Consider the following 15,139-nt stretch of genomic DNA (forward strand, 5'->3'; position numbering starts at 1 on the left):
ATGCCCGAGGCGAACCAGAACGACCTGAAGGCGCTCGCGGCCGCCCGCGCGCTCGACTTCGTTCAGGACGGTATGCGGCTCGGCCTCGGCACCGGCTCCACGGCGACGCTGTTTGTCGCGCAACTGGCCACGAAGGTCAGTCAAGGGCTGAAAATCACCTGCGTGGCCACCTCGGAAGCCACCGAGGCCCAGGCGCGGGCGGCCGGCATTCCGATGACGACGCTCGATGCGATGCCGGAACTCGACCTCGTGGTTGACGGAGCCGACGAATTCGACCCCGCCTTGCGGCTCATCAAGGGCGGTGGCGGCGCCCTGCTGCGTGAGAAGATCGTCGCCGCGGCGGCGCACCGCATGGTGGTGGTGGCCGATGCGTCGAAGCAGGTCGAAACCCTCGGCCGCTTTCCTCTGCCGGTCGAGGTCAATCCTTTCGGGCTCGGCGCCACGCGCCGCCTCGTGGCCGAGGTCTGCCGCAGTCTCGGGCTGCCCGACGAGGCCCGCCTGCGTCCGGCCAAGACAGGATCTGGGCCTTTCATCACCGACGGCGGCCATCTGATCCTCGATCTTCCGCTTGGCGCCATCCCGGCGCCCGAAGCGCTGGCGGCCGCCTTGCTGGCTGTGCCGGGCGTCGTCGAGCACGGTCTCTTTATCGGTCTGGCCACCGCGGTGGTGCTCGCGACGGCGGGCGGAACGCGGGTGATCGACCCTTCAGTCAAGAATGGGACATGATGTGATGCAGTCAGTTTTCGCCACCCTGGGCCGCGGCGTCGCGGTGGCCTTGTTGCTCGGTGCAGCCTCGGCGCAGGCCCAGACCGCGCCTGCGGCCGCCCCGCCGCCCGCCGCCCAGGCTCCGACCGTGCCGGACGTCGGGCAGCCCGAGCCGCCAGCCGCCGCTGTTGCGGCCGGTCGCGCCCTGGTGGTCGCCTCGGGCATGTCGCGCTCGTTCACGCCGATGGTGCCGCAGCTGTCGGGTCAGATCGTGCCTCTGCTGACCCGCACGCGGCCCGAGCTGAAGGACAACCTGCAGATCGTGCTGAAGCAGCTCGAGCCCGACTTCACCAAGAAGGGTGACGAGATGACCGAGATCGCGGCCAAGATCTACGCCCGGCACATGAGCCAGGACGAGCTCGAGCAGGCGGCCGCCTTCTTCAAATCGCCGGTCGGCATGAAATACGTCGAAGTGCAGCCTGCCATGCTGGACGAGGTCGTGGTCGCGATGCAGACCTGGACCCAGTCGCTGTCGAGCTACATGATGCAGCGCGTGCACGACGAGATGAAGGCCAAGGGCCAGGATTTCTGAAGCAGCGGGGCCGGGCTCCGGTCGAGGGCAGGGCGGTATGGCGGAGCACGACGTCGACTTCTTCGTGATCGGGGGCGGCTCAGGCGGCGTCCGTGCGGCGCGCATCGCCGCCAATCACGGAGCCCGCGTGGCGCTGGCGGAATCCTACCGCCTCGGGGGCACCTGCGTGATCCGCGGCTGCGTGCCGAAGAAGCTTTATGTTTATGCCAGCCGTTTTGCCGACGATTTCGCGGATGCGGCCGGCTTCGGATGGGAGGTCGGGGCCGCGCGGTTCTCCTGGCCGAAGCTGGTGGCCGGCAAGGAGGCCGAGGTGTCGCGCTTGTCCGACATCTACCGCGCCAACCTGGTCAAGGCCGGGGTGACGATCCATGCCAACCGGGCCACGGTGCTGGGCCCGAACCGCATCGGGCTCGACACCGGAGCCGAGGTGTCTGCCCGGCACATCCTGGTGGCGACGGGATCGCATCCCGTCTTCCATCCCGACATTCCCGGCATCGATCTCGCGATCTCGTCGAACGAGATCTTCGATCTGCCTGCCTTTCCGAAGCGCCTGTTGGCGATCGGCAGCGGCTATATCGCGTTGGAATTCGCATCCGCCTTCGTGCGGCTCGGCAGCGCCGTGACGGTGGTGTACCGCGGCGACGCGGTCCTGCGCGGCTTCGACCACGACATGCAGGCGGGGCTGAGCGAGGCCCTCGGCCATGCGGGCATCGACCTGCGGCCGCGCACAAGTCCGACGCGGATCGAACGGGTCGATGGCGGCCTGCGTGTGCATCTCGATGACGGCACGACCGTGGAGGTTGATCAGGTGCTAGCCGCCACGGGGCGCGTTCCGTTGACTGCCGGCCTCGGCCTCGAGGCAGCGGGCGTTCAGCTCGACGCAAGCGGCGCCATCCGGGTCGATCGCTTTTCGACAACCAGCGTGCCCTCGATCCATGCGGTCGGCGACGTTACCGATCGCATCAACCTGACGCCCGTGGCGATCCGCGAGGGTCATCTCCTGGCCGACACCCTGTTCGGCGGTCGCGACCGCGCCACCGACCATGCCAATGTGGCCTCGGCGGTGTTCACCACGCCGGAGGTCGGCACCGTCGGCCTGACCGAGGCCGACGCCCGGGAGCGGTTCGACGTCGTGGATGTCTACAAGGCTGCGTTCCGGCCCATGAAGGCGACCTTGTCGGGACGGGCCGAGAAGACCGTGATGAAGATCCTGGTCGACGGGATCACCGACCGCGTGCTGGGCGTCCACATCCTGGGCCACGAGGCGGGCGAGGTGATCCAGGCCGTCGCGATCGCGGTCCACATGGGGGCCACCAAGGCGCAGTTCGATGCCACGATGGCGGTACATCCGACGGCGGCCGAGGAACTGGTGACGATGCGGACCAGGACGGCCCGCCACACGCGCGGTGTGGCGGAGGCCGCCTGAAGGCTGTCAGGGCCAAATGGAAATCATTTCGCCCGTGCAAGGCGGGGCTGTCGAGAGACTGCGATCAGGCCCGCAAACGACCCAGGGGCCGCCGCAGCCGCGGCAGGACCGGCATCCATCCGTCGCGGCACACGAGGTGCCACACCGTGAAGCCCACCAGCGCCGCATGGACGGCGGCGTTCTGCACGAACAGGGCCGCGGGCCCGAACCATGCCATGCCGACCGAGCCGACGGCCGGGCCCACGATGGCGCCGACGCAATATAAGAACAACATGGTCGAGGACACCTCGACGCCGTTGTCCGGGCCGGCGCGATCATTCACGTGGCTGATCGCTACCGTATAAAGCACCATCGTCGAGGCGCCGATCGACAAGCCGAGGCAGGAGATCAACAGCATCGAGCCGTGGCTGGTCATGGCCAGCATGGATTCGGCCAGAATACCGATGGCGGAGAACACCGTCAGAACCAGGCGGCGGTCATGCCCGTCCGACAACCGCGCCACGGGATAGACCGCGAGCGCGGTGCCCATGATGGTGGCCGTCATGAAGGTCGCCACATGGGCGGACGACAGGCCGAGGCCGAGGCCATAGACGGGGGCCAGCGCATAGAAGTTGCCGTTGGCGGCACCGATGCAGGCGGCCGAGACCGTGCCGATCGGCGACAACCGCGCCATCCAACGCAGCTGCAGCGACACCGAACGCGACACGCGCGGCACGCTGCCCCGCGTCAGCAGGATCGGCACGATGGCGGCCGCGAGGCAGAGCGCCGCGATGGCGAACAGCACGTCGGCCTGCGGCTTCATGGTGGCGATGATTTCCTGGCCGGCGGCGCTGCCCCCGAAGGTGACCATCTGATACAAAGCGTAGACGCCGCCCCGGTTGGAATTGTTCGAGCGCGCGTTCAGCCAGGCCTCGAGCACGGCGTAGAGCCCCGCGAAGGCAAAGCCCAGCAAGGCGCGCAGCGCCATCCAGCTGAGCGGGCTTTCGGCCAGCGGGAACAGGATGGCCGAGACGATCGTCATGCCGGCGAAGACCACGAAGGCGAACTTCGCCCCAAGCCGCCGCAGTACCGCCGCCGACAGGAAGCTGCCGAGCAGCATGCCTCCGAAATAGGCCGAGCCGACGAGGCCGATCGCCAGTTCCGGGAAGCCGTCGAGCTTGGTGCGCAGCGGCACCAGGGTATTCAGCACCCCATTGCCGGTGATCAGTACGAACACCGAAATCAACAGGGCGGCCAGAGAGGAGGCGGCGGGCATGTCGGCAAATCGCTCGAAAGAAGCAGCCCGGCATGAAGCGCAAGCTGAGCCGGAAAGGAATGGTGATGTTTCGCCAGCCAATCGCGGCGTAAGCATGGATATGAAGGCGCCACCTTGCCGAAACCTTACGCTGTGGCAAACAAACCATGACGAGCGTGGCGGGGGCGGGCCAGTGGTGTATAAGGCCGCGTCCCCGGAGGGGACGGACCGCTATTCCGCAGGTCCGTGAAAGGTTCATCCGATGACCGACGAGCGCCAGACGCATGGGCGCGGCACCATGTCACGTTCCGCCGCAAACCCGTCCCAGGCTTCGGCCTGGTCGCCGGCGAGCTGGCGCGGGTTTCCGGTCGAGCAGGTGCCTCATTATCCGGATGCGGCGGCACTCGCTGCCGTCGAAGGTCAGATCGCCAAATTCCCGCCGCTGGTCTTCGCCGGCGAAGCCCGCAAGCTGAAGCGCGCCCTCGGCGACGTCGCGCAGGGGCGCGCCTTCCTGCTGCAGGGCGGTGATTGCGCCGAAGCCTTTGCCGAGCACGCGGCCGACAACATCCGCGATTTCTTCCGCGTGTTCCTGCAGATGGCCGTGGTGATGACCTTTGCGGCCGCATCGCCGGTCGTGAAGGTGGGTCGCATCGCCGGCCAGTTCGCCAAGCCGCGCTCGGCCCCGAACGAGACGGTCGGCGGCGTGGAGCTGCCGAGCTACCGGGGCGACATCGTCAATGGCATCGACTTCGATGCGGCGTCGCGCATTCCCGACCCGCAGCGTCAGCTCGATGCCTACCGGCAGTCGGCCGCGACCCTGAACCTGCTCCGCGCCTTCGCGACCGGCGGCTATGCCAACCTCGAGAACGCGCATCGCTGGATGCTGGGCTTCGTCGAGGATAGCCCGCAATCGAGCCGCTACGAGGAGCTGGCGGGCCGCATCACGGAAACGCTTGGCTTCATGAAGGCCATCGGGCTCGATGCGGAATCGCATCAGGAGCTGCGGCAGACCGACTTCTACACCTCGCACGAGGCGCTGTTGCTCGGCTACGAGCAGGCCCTGACGCGCGTCGACTCGACCAGCGGCGACCCCTATGCCACTTCGGGTCACATGTTGTGGATCGGCGATCGCACACGCCAGCCCGACCACGGGCACGTGGAATATTTCCGCGGCATCAAGAATCCGATCGGCCTCAAATGTGGTCCGTCGTTGACGCCCGACGGCCTGCTGCGGCTCGTCGACCTGCTCAACCCGGAGAACGAGGCCGGCCGACTGACGCTGATCTGCCGCTTCGGTGCCGACCAGGTGGGGAATCACCTGCCGGCCCTGGTGCGGGCGGTGGAGCGCGAGGGCCGCACAGTGGTGTGGTCCTGCGACCCCATGCACGGCAACACCGTCAAGGCCTCGACCGGCTATAAGACGCGACCGTTCGAGCGCATCATGGGTGAGATCCGCTCGTTCTTCCAGGTTCACGCGGCGGAAGGCACCTACGCCGGGGGCATTCACCTGGAAATGACCGGCAAGAACGTGACCGAATGCACGGGCGGCGCCCGGGCGATCTCGGATGCCGACCTGCAGGACCGCTATCACACCTATTGCGACCCGCGCCTCAATGCCGAACAGGCGATCGAGGTGGCGTTCATGGTGGCGGAACTGTTGAAGAAGGAACGGCGGGACGTGCCGCAGCAGGTCGCGGCGGAATAGGACGGGGCCGGGCGCGAGCCCGGCTTCCCGCCCAAGCGGTGATCGGTCCCGCAGCAGCCGACCAAGACATTATTGCGTGCTCAATAGCGGCTGCGAGGTCGTCCGGGCCGCGGCCAGCAAGGACCGGCAGGCGGCGACGTCGGCCGCGAGCTGGGCGATGAGGTCGGCCGTCGAAAGGGTGTCGGTCGTCGCATCCTCGAAGCCGGGCGGATCGGCGTCCGGAGGAGGCGCCAGTCCGGGCGGCAGGGCCGCAACCGCGCCGGCGCCCTGGGCCTTCAGCAGGCGCTGCACGCCGCGGATCGTGTAGCCGTCCTCGTAGAGCAGGCGCCGTATGGCGCGCAGCAGGTCGACATCGGCGCGGCGGTAATAACGACGACCGCCGCCTCGCTTCAACGGCTTGATCTGCAGGAACTTGGTTTCCCAGAACCGCAGCACGTGCGGTGGGATGTCGAGCGCTTCGGCGACTTCGCTGATCGTCCTGTAGGCGTCGGCATCCTTCTCCATCGATCAGTCGTCCTCGTCCTCGACGACCTGCCCGTTGACCCGGCCCTTCAAGATATTCGAGGGCTTGAACACCATGACCCGCCGCGGCGTGATCGGCACCTCGACGCCCGTCTTGGGATTGCGCCCGACGCGTTCGCCCTTCGAACGCACCACGAACGAGCCGAAGGACGACAGCTTCACGACTTCGCCCCGGCTGAGCGCGTCCGCCATCTCGGACAGCACCATCTCGACCAGCTGGGCGGATTCACTGCGTGACAGCCCGACGCGTTGGTAGACCGCCTCCGCCAGATCGGCCCGCGTCACGGTGCGACCCACCGCTGAGCGTCCGCTTTTCGTCATCACATTGGCCACCAACTCGTCCTCACCCCAAAACCTCCGGCCACCATCGCCCGTGCTCGATGCCGCAAGGTACTCCCCTAGAGTACCCGGTGCGATCTAGCTCGGGTTGGCTGTCCTGCCAAGCGGCCATGCCGCATCGAGTCATAAGGCAAAGATTAAGGCAGCGCCGCAAGCCGAAAACGATCGCGCGCAATTTTGTGATCGGCCACGCGGCGGAAGCGGCGGCTTACCAGCGGATCAGGGCGCTGCCCCAGGTGAAGCCGCCGCCCATGGCCTCGATCATCACGAGATGCCCGGCCGCGATCCGTCCGTCGCCGACCGCTTCGGCGAGTGCCAGCGGGATGGAAGCGGCCGAGGTGTTGGCGTGCAGCTGCACCGTGGTCACCACCTTCTCGGGCGGAATGCCGAGCTTGGTGGCCGAAGCATCGATGATGCGGCGGTTGGCCTGGTGGGGCACGAACCAGTCGAGGTCCGCCGGCCCGGTGCCGGTGGCCTCGAAGGCGGCCCGCACCACGTCCTCCACCATGCCGACGGCGTGGCGGAACACGTCCTTGCCTTCCATGTGGACGTGGCCGATGCTTTGCGTGCTCGACGGGCCGCCTGTGGTGTGAAGCTTGTCGCGGTGGCGCCCGTCGGACCGCAAATGCGAGGTGAGCACCCCGCGCGGCCGGGCATCCTCCGGCTGGACCCGGGCTTCCAGCACCATGGCGCCGGCTCCGTCGCCGAACAGCACGCAGGTGGTGCGGTCTTCCCAGTCGACGAGGCGCGAGAATGTTTCGGCGCCGATCACCAGGGCACAGCGATGCGAGCCCGAGCGAAGAAACTTGTCGGCCGTCGCCACCGCGAAGACGAATCCGGAGCAGACGGCCTGGAGATCGAAGGCCGCGCCGGCCGTGATGCCGAGCGCCGCCTGAACCTGCGTTGCGACGGCCGGAAACGTATAGTCGGGCGTCGAGGTCGCAACGATCACGAGGTCGATGTCGCTTGGGGACCGGTCGGCGGCCGCGAGCGCCTTGCGGGCGGCTGCGGTGGCCAGCACCGAGGTGGTTTCGTCGGGCCCGGCGATATAGCGGCGGGTGATGCCGGTGCGCTGCTGGATCCACTCGTCCGAGGTGTCGACCCGGGTTGCCAGCTCGGCATTGGTGACGCATTCGGCAGGGAGATGGCCCCCGATGCCGAGGACCACGGAATAGGGCGTCGATCGATCCGGGGTCACAAGATTATCCATTCCAAGCGCGCGACGTTCAGGGTGCGCCCGCCCACGGCATCCGGCTCGATCAAGGGGCCGAGGCCGTCCGGTCGATCACGACGGTTCGGCGCCTGCTGCCATGCCGGGCGCCCGGATCTCCTGAGCGAGGCTCAACGACGTCCTGATCTTGCTGAGGAGGTCGTGATGGGCCATCTCATAGCCCATCTCGATCGCACCGGCAAAGCCCAGCCCGTCGGTTCCGCCGTGGCTCTTGATGACAAGCCCGTCGAGGCCGAGGAACACCCCACCGTTGACGCGGCGCGGATCGAGCTTCTGGCGCAGGATCGCAAAGGCCTTGCGGGCCAGGACGTAGCCGAGCTTCGACATCAGGCTGCTGCCCATGGCCTCGCGCAGATATTGGCCGATCTGCTTTGCGGTGCCTTCGGCGGTCTTCAGGGCGATGTTGCCGGTGAATCCTTCGGTCACCACCACGTCGACGGTGCCCTGGCCGAGGTCGTCGCCCTCGACGAAGCCATGGTAGGCGAGCTGCGGCAGCGACGCTTCGCGCAACAGGCGGCCGGCGGCCTTGACCTCCTCGAGGCCTTTGATTTCTTCGGCGCCGACGTTCAGCAACCCGATGGTCGGGCGCGGCAGGTCGAGCACGATCGACGCCATGGCGGCTCCCATGATGGCCATGTCGACCAGGTGCTGGGCATCCGCCCCGATGGTGGCGCCGACGTCGAGCACGATCGAGCGGCCACGCAGCGTCGGCCACAGGGCCGCTATCGCGGGTCGGTCGATCTGCGGCATGGTCCGCAGGCAGACCTTCGACATGGCCATCAGGGCGCCGGTGTTGCCGGCCGAAACCGCCACGTCGGCTTCGCCGCGCTTGATCGCCTCGATGGCCATCCACATGGAGGACACGCGCCGGCCGGTGCGCAGAGCCTGGCTCGGCTTGTCGTCCATCCGGATCGCGACGTCGCTATGGTGCAGCGTCATGCGGCCGGCAAGTCCCGGCCATTTGGGCAGCAGCGGCGTGATGATGGCCTCGTCGCCGAAGGCCAGGAAGGTGACGTCCGCCCGTGCCGCCGCCACCCGTGCGGCGCCATCGAGCACCACGGCCGGCCCGTGATCGCCCCCCATGGCATCGAGCGCGATGCGCACAGGCGCCCCGGCGGCGCGCCCCGGCTGTGAGGTGATTGGTGTCAAGGACGGGGTCTCCCGGTGCCGCGCGCGGGGGTGCGGGCCGGTTGGGTTTTGAGCCTCGGCAGGGCGGGACGGTTCAGCGAAGACGAAAGCACGGGCATCGGCGGTTACGGCGTCTTAACGCTCCGTACACCCGGCAGATACCACCTCGACGCCTTCCAAAGGCCGGAGGCGGCAGGGTGTGTCGTCGATGCCGCATCCTCGAGCCGGACGGACGTGCCGCTCAGCCCTCCGTCCCCTTCTTGAGCTGAGCCAGGACCGCGAAGGGAGAAGGGTCCTTGCCGGCGGCCGCGGCCTCGGGGTCTTCGAAACCGATACCCGGCTTGCGCGGGTAGGGGTCGAGGCCGATCGCCAGGAACTCGGCCGTCACGGCACCGAGGTCGACCTTGCCGTCCACGATGGCGTCCGGCGGATCGATATCATAGGCGAGATCGAGCGAGGGATCGGGTCGATGGCGGGCGAGCCAAGCTTCGATGCCGCCCTGTGGCATGAACTGCAGCTCGACCGTTTCCTCCACCATGGCGTCGAACGGGTCGAGGCTGACCGTGCATGTCTGGATCACGGCCGCCGCGACCCGGCCCGAAACGTTGACGGAGGCGCCCGCGGGCCGCAGCGTGAAGCGACCCACCAATGACTTGAGTTCGACGAGCCCATAGGCCTTGGCCAGGGCGGCGCGCTCGGCCGCATCGGCCTCCACGGTCACGTCCTTGCCGCCCGGCGGCAGGACCGCGACGGGAACGAGGCGCGACAACAACGGGGCGGGCGGGGTCATGCTGGCCTCGCGAAGCGATCGGGAGCGGTGAAGGCCGGGCGGCCCTGCTGGAAGTCTTCGAGCGTGCCGCCCTCGAAAGCGGCCGCCAGCGTGGCCGCATAGGCCGCGAGGGGACGGCCATCCCCGGCGCCGCCCAGCACATTGCGGTTCACGGCCTCGGCCAGCGCCTCGGGGCGATGGCCCGCCAGGGCGGCGTCATAGGCGGCGGCGCGGCCCTTGAAGGCCTCGGCCAGTCGCGTCATGCGCTTGGGAATGCCGATGTCGCTGACGCCCGACTCGCGAAGGGCGATCTCGAACCGGGCAAACATCAGGTCGACCGTCCGCTGCGCGAGGTCGCGTCCGTCGTCGCCGAGATCCCGAAGCCGCCGCAGCGCCAGCGCCGCATGCAGCACCAGGAGGTCGAAGCGCCCCTCGAAGGTGTCGGGGACACCGAAATCGGTGTAGAAGACCGGCTGGCGGATCTGCGCCACCAGCGCGTCATGCAAGGGCTCAGCGGCCGATGCGGCCCGGATCGGGCGGGAGCGTGCGAACGGAAGGCGCATGAAGGGTCCGCGTCGGGCGAACCGCAGGGTTGGCTCGGCGCAAGCTTGATTTTCCACCATCCTGGGGTTAGGCATCGCCCCGCCCGGATGCAAGAAAAATCGGCACCGGACCGGCAGGAGCCTGCCGAAGCGTTTGGATCCACCTGGGGTACGGTCGACGATGGCAATGGGTCGGGTGGGCCGCCTTGTGGCGGTGGCGGGTCTTGCGGCAAGCCTCGGCGGCTGCCTCGCTTACGATGGCGAGGTCCAGCGCGGCTACGTGATGGATGCCTACGAGCTTGGGCAGATCAAGCCCGGCACCCCGGCCCAAACGGTGTTGACCAATCTCGGGACGCCGTCGACCACGTCGACGGTCGGTGGCGATGCCTGGTATTACATCAGCCAGAAGGTCGATCGCCCGCTCGCTTTCTCGCCGCCGCAAGTCACCGACCAGCACATCGTGGCGGTGTATTTCGACAAGACCAAGAAGGTGACGCGCGTCGCCAATTACGGCCTTGAAGACGGCAAGGTGATCGACTTCGTCAGCCGCACGACGCCGACCGGCGGCGCCGAGCAGGGCTTCCTGAAGAACCTGTTCCGCTCGCTGCTGCGCTTCAGCTCGTAACGTCGGATCACCCGCGTCGCTTCCGGCAACGCGGGTGAGGCGATCAGGCGATCGTGGCGCCGCTCAATGGGCCAGGATCGCCAATAACAACAGCGCCACGATGTTGGTGATCTTGATGGCCGGGTTGACGGCCGGGCCGGCGGTGTCCTTGTAGGGGTCGCCGACGGTGTCGCCCGTGACAGAGGCCTTGTGAGCCTCGGAACCCTTCAGGTGGCACACGCCGTCGCGATCGACGAAGCCATCCTCGAACGACTTCTTGGCATTGTCCCAGGCGCCGCCGCCCGAGGTCATCGAGATGGCCACGAACAGACCGTTGACGATGACGCCGAGAAGCGAGGCGCCGAGCGCCGCAAAACCGCTCGCTTTCGAGCCCGACAAGAACAGCACGCCGAAATACACCACGAAGGGCGCCAGAACCGGCAGCAGCGAGGGCACGATCATCTCGCGGATGGCGGCCCTGGTCAGCATGTCGACGGCGCGGCTGTAGTCCGGCCGCTCGGTTCCGGACATGATGCCGGGCTTTTCCTTGAACTGCCGCCGCACCTCGATCACCACGGCGCCCGCGGCCCGACCCACCGCCGTCATGGCGATGCCGCTGAACAGGTAGGGGATCAGTCCGCCGAAGATGAGGCCCGCCACCACATAAGGGTTCGACAGGTCGAAGGTGACCGGGCCGACGTCGCGGAAATACGGCAGGGCCTCGGCATGGCTGGTGAAGTAGCCGAGGTCGTTCGAATAGGCCGCGAACAGCACCAGGGCGCCGAGCCCGGCCGAGCCGATCGCATAGCCCTTGGTGACGGCCTTGGTGGTGTTGCCGACGGCGTCGAGCGCGTCGGTGGCATGGCGGACCTCCTTGGGCAGCCCCGACATTTCGGCGATGCCGCCGGCATTGTCGGTGACCGGCCCGAAGGCGTCGAGCGCCACGATCATCCCGGCGAGGCCCAGCATGGTGGTGACCGCGATCGCGGTGCCGAACAGCCCCGCCAGTTGGTAAGTGCCGATGATGCCGCCGACGATGACGAGCGCCGGTAGCGCAGTCGATTCCAGCGACACCGCGAGGCCCTGGATCACATTGGTGCCGTGGCCCGCCACGGACGCCTGGGCGATCGACACCACCGGCCGCTTGCCGGTGCCGGTGTAATATTCGGTGATGACCACGATGAGGCCGGTGACCACGAGGCCCGCGATACCGCACCAGAACAGAGCGAGGCCTGTGATGGTGCGGCCGCCGACGACGCCGATGCTGCCCCAGCCGACCATGAAATGGGTCGCGATCGCGAGGCCGAGCACCGACAGGCCGCCGGTTGCGATCAGCCCCTTGTAGAGCGCCCCCATGATCGAGCCGTTCGGCCCGAGACGCACGAAATAGGTGCCGACGATCGAGGTGACGATGCAGGTGGCGCAGATGGCCAGCGGGTAGAGCAGCACCGAGCCCAGAACTGCCGAGCCGGCGAAGAAGATCGAGGCCAGCACCATGGTGGCCACGACCGTGACCGCATAGGTTTCGAACAGGTCGGCCGCCATGCCGGCGCAATCGCCGACATTGTCGCCCACATTGTCCGCGATGGTGGCGGGGTTGCGCGGGTCGTCTTCCGGGATGCCGGCCTCGACCTTGCCGACGAGGTCGGCACCGACATCGGCACCCTTGGTGAAGATGCCGCCGCCGAGGCGGGCAAAGATGGAGATCAGCGAGGCGCCGAAGCCGAGCGCCACGAGGGCGTCGATCACCGCGCGGCTATCGCCCGGCAGCCCCATGGGGCCGGTCAGGACCGCATAGGTGCCGGCGACGCCGAGCAGCGCCAGACCGGCCACCAGCATGCCCGTGACGGCGCCTGCCTTGAAGGCGATGTCGAGCCCGCCCGCGAGCGACCGCGTGGCCGCCTGGGCGGTGCGGACGTTCGCTCGCACCGACACGTTCATGCCGATGAAGCCGGCCGCGCCCGACAGCACGGCCCCGATCGCAAATCCCGCCGCCACAGGCCACGACAGCAACAGGCCCAGGATGACGAAGATCGCGACTCCGACGACGGCGATCGTCAGATATTGCCGGCGCAGATAGGCCTGGGCGCCTTCCGCAATGGCGGCGGCGATCTCCTGCATGCGCGGCGTGCCGGCGTCCGCGGCCAGCACCTGCCGGACCGTGACGCCGCCATAGGCCAAGGCCAACAGGCCGGCCAGGATGATGAAGGATAAGGACACGCTTTCGTCTCGCCTGGTTGGAGGTTTCCTCGCGCGAGACCGTGTTCCTTCGTTCGGGTTTTGTGATCCCGCAACCCGAGGGTGGCAGAAAGGCTTTGGGTGCGCAACGCATGTTCCTGCTGGCGGAACGCGGTGTTCCGCAGGCGTCAGGGAGGCGGTGCGGCGCCCTGGATCCGGGCTTGGTGGCCGCCCGGCTGGGCGGTCGATGAACCGCGATGAACGGCGCCGTTCAAGGGGCGTTCAGTTCAAAGCGCCCATCGTCTTCCCATCGAAGTAGGAGGTGTTGCATGCAAAAGCTTCTTCTGGCCGGTCTCGCGGTTTCGGCGCTGACGCTCGCGGCCGCGGCGCCGGCTCAGGCCCAGGGCGGCTGCGGGCCGTTCGGCCACCGTGGTTATTACGGCGCCTGCCGACCCAACGGTGCCGGCTATGGATGGCATCGCCCGCAGGGCTATGGCTACGGTTGGCATCGCGCCTGGCATCATGGCTATGGCTGGCACAGCCCCTATGGGTATCACCGCTGGGGCTGAGCCTCGCGGCGGACTTGGAAATCTGACCCACGGGTCGGCTGGAAGCCGGCCCGTCGGGACGATTACTCAGTGGGGGCCCCTGTCACAGACCGGTCGCGCGCCCTCTTTATGGCTGCGTCAACCCCGGCCTTGATGAGGACCCCCGCATGCGTATGACGACGGCAACGAGCTTGGCCGCTCTCCTGATCGCCGCGCCGCTCGCGGCCAACGCCCAGATGACGCCGGCCGAGCCGCCACCGGCCCCACCCGTCACGGGCTCGCAGACGCCCTTCATCGCGGCCACCCCGCACACCGCGCAAGGCTACAGCCTGCCGGTCCTGAAGGGGCTCGCGTCGGTGTCGGTGCTGCTCAACAGCTACGACGGCAAGGCGGCCCTCGGGGCCAATTACATCGTCACCGGCGGCATCCAGACCGGCACCGTCCGGCAGGCGACGCTTCTGCCTTTTGCGGAGCAGCAGGGGCAGGCCCTAAGGGACGCCTTCATCACCGATGGCAACCTGGCGCAGTTGGCCGACGGGCTCGGCACCACGCTCGGCTCAGCCTATGTGGCGCGGGCGCATTACCGCGACCGCTCCAGCTTTACGAACCTGTCGCCGGCGGTGGCCGATCTGATTGCCTATGCGAATGCGGTCACGGGCACGGATTCCAACGCCGGCAAGTATTTCTTCGCCAACGGCACCACGGACGGCAAGAAGGCCGTCACCGACGAGGCGCTGCAGATCCTCAAAGACAACACCGGCACCACGGACGTGTTCGGCAAGGCCTATAACAAGATCGCCGGAACGCCCGGTGCGGATGCCTTCGGCGATTCCCGGCCGTTCCAGACCGAGCCGTCCGTGGCGTCCATCGTCAGCCGCGATTATTTCGGCGTGCCGGCCGACAACACCGTCTATAATAAAGGGCCCATCTCGGACCTGCAGAACAGCCCATCCTACCCGAGCGGCCACACCACCTATGGGTATATGGGCTCGCTGGTGCTGGCGATGCTGGTGCCGGAGCGGTACGCGGCGATGATCGCCCGCGGCGCCGAATACGGCAACGACCGCATCCTGATGGGCGCCCATTACGCCATGGACGTGCTCGGCGGCCGCACCCTCGCGACCTACGATCTTGCACACCTCCTGGCCAACGACCCGGCCTATCTCGGCCGCAGCTACAAGAACGCCCCCGCCGTGGCGGATTTCCAGGCCGCCGTCAGGGCCGCGCGGGCCGATGTCACGAAGGCGCTCGAGGCCGCATGCGGCAAGACGATGGCGGATTGCGCCCGCGAGGACACTGGCCGCTTCAGTGACCCCGCCGCCACCGAAGCATTTTACGCCGCCACCCAGACCTATGGCCTGCCGGTGGTGTACCCGAAGGCCGCCGCAACGCGGCCGGACGTCGCCAAGCTGGCGCCGGAGGCCGGGTATTTGCTGACCACGGCCTTTCCGAACCTGACGCCCGACCAGGCCGACGCGATCCTGACCGACACGCTCGGCCCGGGCGGCGGATTTCTGGATGACGGCTCGGCCTTTGGGCTTTATTCGCGGCTGAACCTTTATGCGGCAGGCGCCAAGGCGGCCGCGACTGTGACGGCGGCCGGCAAGTAGGCAGCC

The 15,139-nt window shown here is 67.9% G+C and carries 15 protein-coding genes; 7 read left to right on the plus strand and 8 right to left on the minus strand.

What is annotated here, in order from left to right; genetic code table 11:
- Genes rpiA through gor form a run of 3 tightly spaced genes read left to right on the plus strand, consistent with a single transcriptional unit; the run spans position 1 to position 2,723 of the window.
- Entirely contained in the window at positions 1 to 726 is a 726-nt protein-coding gene (rpiA, locus tag P7D22_RS06040) for a ribose-5-phosphate isomerase RpiA (protein WP_319933316.1), read from the plus strand.
- A gap of 4 nt (positions 727 to 730) precedes the next feature.
- A complete protein-coding gene (locus P7D22_RS06045; RefSeq protein WP_319933317.1) occupies positions 731 to 1,297 on the plus strand; it encodes a DUF2059 domain-containing protein in 567 nt (188 codons plus the stop codon).
- Between the two features lie 37 nt (positions 1,298 to 1,334).
- Positions 1,335 to 2,723, plus strand: coding sequence for a glutathione-disulfide reductase (gene gor / locus P7D22_RS06050; protein WP_319933318.1), 1,389 nt, complete (start codon positions 1,335 to 1,337; stop codon positions 2,721 to 2,723).
- Between the two features lie 64 nt (positions 2,724 to 2,787).
- On the opposite strand, the gene P7D22_RS06055 is transcribed toward gor, so the two are convergent.
- Positions 2,788 to 3,978, minus strand: coding sequence for an MFS transporter (locus P7D22_RS06055; protein WP_319933319.1), 1,191 nt, complete (start codon positions 3,976 to 3,978; stop codon positions 2,788 to 2,790).
- Positions 3,979 to 4,255: 277 nt separating this feature from the next.
- Between P7D22_RS06055 and P7D22_RS06060 the strand changes: the two genes are divergently transcribed.
- Positions 4,256 to 5,662: a class II 3-deoxy-7-phosphoheptulonate synthase gene (locus tag P7D22_RS06060; RefSeq protein WP_319933361.1), complete on the plus strand. Its 1,407-nt coding sequence runs from the start codon at positions 4,256 to 4,258 to the stop codon at positions 5,660 to 5,662.
- A 69-nt stretch (positions 5,663 to 5,731) separates the two neighbouring features.
- Here the strand turns inward: P7D22_RS06060 and P7D22_RS06065 are convergent, their stop codons facing one another.
- The 6 genes from P7D22_RS06065 to P7D22_RS06090 form a co-directional block, all read right to left on the minus strand.
- Positions 5,732 to 6,166: a MerR family transcriptional regulator gene (locus P7D22_RS06065; protein WP_319933320.1), complete on the minus strand. Its 435-nt coding sequence runs from the start codon at positions 6,164 to 6,166 to the stop codon at positions 5,732 to 5,734.
- Positions 6,167 to 6,169: 3 nt separating this feature from the next.
- On the minus strand, positions 6,170 to 6,505 hold the full coding sequence (locus P7D22_RS06070; RefSeq protein ID WP_319933321.1) for an integration host factor subunit alpha: 336 nt from the start codon (positions 6,503 to 6,505) through the stop codon (positions 6,170 to 6,172).
- A gap of 226 nt (positions 6,506 to 6,731) precedes the next feature.
- Positions 6,732 to 7,721 carry a beta-ketoacyl-ACP synthase III gene (locus tag P7D22_RS06075; protein WP_319933322.1) on the minus strand — a complete coding sequence of 330 codons (990 nt, stop codon included), beginning with the start codon at positions 7,719 to 7,721 and terminating at the stop codon, positions 6,732 to 6,734.
- Between the two features lie 87 nt (positions 7,722 to 7,808).
- Positions 7,809 to 8,894 (minus strand): phosphate acyltransferase PlsX, encoded by a 1,086-nt coding sequence (gene plsX / locus P7D22_RS06080; RefSeq protein ID WP_319933362.1) that lies wholly within the window; start codon positions 8,892 to 8,894, stop codon positions 7,809 to 7,811.
- A 229-nt stretch (positions 8,895 to 9,123) separates the two neighbouring features.
- Positions 9,124 to 9,672, minus strand: a complete 549-nt coding sequence (locus P7D22_RS06085) for a YceD family protein (protein ID WP_319933323.1) — start codon at positions 9,670 to 9,672, stop codon at positions 9,124 to 9,126.
- Positions 9,669 to 10,214: a ubiquinol-cytochrome C chaperone family protein gene (locus P7D22_RS06090; RefSeq protein WP_319933324.1), complete on the minus strand. Its 546-nt coding sequence runs from the start codon at positions 10,212 to 10,214 to the stop codon at positions 9,669 to 9,671. Before P7D22_RS06090 ends, P7D22_RS06085 begins: the two co-directional genes overlap by 4 nt.
- A 166-nt stretch (positions 10,215 to 10,380) precedes the next feature.
- On the opposite strand from P7D22_RS06090, the gene P7D22_RS06095 reads away from it, so the two are divergent.
- On the plus strand, positions 10,381 to 10,818 hold the full coding sequence (locus P7D22_RS06095) for an outer membrane protein assembly factor BamE (protein WP_319933325.1): 438 nt from the start codon (positions 10,381 to 10,383) through the stop codon (positions 10,816 to 10,818).
- 63 nt (positions 10,819 to 10,881) lie between these two features.
- Here the strand turns inward: P7D22_RS06095 and P7D22_RS06100 are convergent, their stop codons facing one another.
- Complete coding sequence (locus tag P7D22_RS06100) at positions 10,882 to 13,017, minus strand: sodium-translocating pyrophosphatase (protein ID WP_319933326.1); 2,136 nt, start codon at positions 13,015 to 13,017, stop codon at positions 10,882 to 10,884.
- 287 nt (positions 13,018 to 13,304) lie between these two features.
- Between P7D22_RS06100 and P7D22_RS06105 the strand changes: the two genes are divergently transcribed.
- Entirely contained in the window at positions 13,305 to 13,544 is a 240-nt protein-coding gene (locus P7D22_RS06105; protein ID WP_319933327.1) for a GCG_CRPN prefix-to-repeats domain-containing protein, read from the plus strand.
- A 146-nt stretch (positions 13,545 to 13,690) separates the two neighbouring features.
- The gene (locus P7D22_RS06110; RefSeq protein WP_319933328.1) at positions 13,691 to 15,133 is read left to right on the plus strand and encodes a phosphatase PAP2 family protein; all 1,443 of its coding nucleotides are present in this window, start codon (positions 13,691 to 13,693) and stop codon (positions 15,131 to 15,133) included.
- Positions 15,134 to 15,139 lie beyond the last annotated feature (6 nt).

Source organism: Lichenihabitans sp. Uapishka_5, from assembly GCF_033947565.1.
Classification (GTDB): Bacteria; Pseudomonadota; Alphaproteobacteria; order Rhizobiales; family Beijerinckiaceae; genus Lichenihabitans.

Bases quoted from the DNA above. Each gene is read 5' to 3' on its own strand.
- P7D22_RS06090 (WP_319933324.1), bottom strand. From the start codon at position 10,214: ATGCGCCTTCCGTTCGCACGCTCCCGCCCGATCCGGGCCGCATCGGCC.
- P7D22_RS06105 (WP_319933327.1), top strand. From the start codon at position 13,305: ATGCAAAAGCTTCTTCTGGCCGGTCTCGCGGTTTCGGCGCTGACGCTC.
- P7D22_RS06055 (WP_319933319.1), bottom strand. From the start codon at position 3,978: ATGCCCGCCGCCTCCTCTCTGGCCGCCCTGTTGATTTCGGTGTTCGTA.
- rpiA (WP_319933316.1), top strand. From the start codon at position 1: ATGCCCGAGGCGAACCAGAACGACCTGAAGGCGCTCGCGGCCGCCCGC.
- P7D22_RS06085 (WP_319933323.1), bottom strand. From the start codon at position 9,672: ATGACCCCGCCCGCCCCGTTGTTGTCGCGCCTCGTTCCCGTCGCGGTC.
- P7D22_RS06060 (WP_319933361.1), top strand. From the start codon at position 4,256: ATGTCACGTTCCGCCGCAAACCCGTCCCAGGCTTCGGCCTGGTCGCCG.
- P7D22_RS06110 (WP_319933328.1), top strand. From the start codon at position 13,691: ATGCGTATGACGACGGCAACGAGCTTGGCCGCTCTCCTGATCGCCGCG.
- gor (WP_319933318.1), top strand. From the start codon at position 1,335: ATGGCGGAGCACGACGTCGACTTCTTCGTGATCGGGGGCGGCTCAGGC.
- P7D22_RS06065 (WP_319933320.1), bottom strand. From the start codon at position 6,166: ATGGAGAAGGATGCCGACGCCTACAGGACGATCAGCGAAGTCGCCGAA.
- P7D22_RS06045 (WP_319933317.1), top strand. From the start codon at position 731: ATGCAGTCAGTTTTCGCCACCCTGGGCCGCGGCGTCGCGGTGGCCTTG.
- P7D22_RS06095 (WP_319933325.1), top strand. From the start codon at position 10,381: ATGGGTCGGGTGGGCCGCCTTGTGGCGGTGGCGGGTCTTGCGGCAAGC.
- P7D22_RS06070 (WP_319933321.1), bottom strand. From the start codon at position 6,505: ATGACGAAAAGCGGACGCTCAGCGGTGGGTCGCACCGTGACGCGGGCC.